This is a genomic window from Pauljensenia sp. UMB6358 (assembly GCF_030216865.1).
In the GTDB taxonomy this organism is placed as follows: domain Bacteria; phylum Actinomycetota; class Actinomycetes; order Actinomycetales; family Actinomycetaceae; genus Pauljensenia; species Pauljensenia turicensis_A.
This window is the reverse complement of sequence record NZ_JASOMS010000279.1, coordinates 1-237: the sequence shown is the minus strand read 5'-3', so window position 1 is coordinate 237 and position 237 is coordinate 1. Positions and strand designations below refer to the sequence as shown.

Annotated in this window: 1 protein-coding gene; it reads left to right on the top strand. The window is 69.6% G+C overall.

All coding sequences use genetic code 11. From position 1 onward, the window contains the following. Nucleotides 1–237: glycerate kinase (locus QP381_RS09460; protein WP_285068791.1), on the top strand; the 237-nt coding region annotated here is incomplete at both ends.

Genomic DNA, 237 nt, shown 5'->3' with positions numbered 1-237 from the left:
GAGGAGCGCGATATTCGCCGCTCGGATAGCACCGGGGTGGGGCAGCTTATTGCGCGGGCGCTTGACGAGGGCGCCACCGAAATTCTGGTGGGCCTGGGCGGTTCCGCCACGAACGACGGCGGTGCCGGGATGCTCGCCGCACTCGGCGCACGTTTTTACGACGACGCCGCCACCGAGCTGGGCACCACCCCGGCGGAAATGGTGCGGCTGGCGCGGGCGGATTTCAGCGGTCTGGAC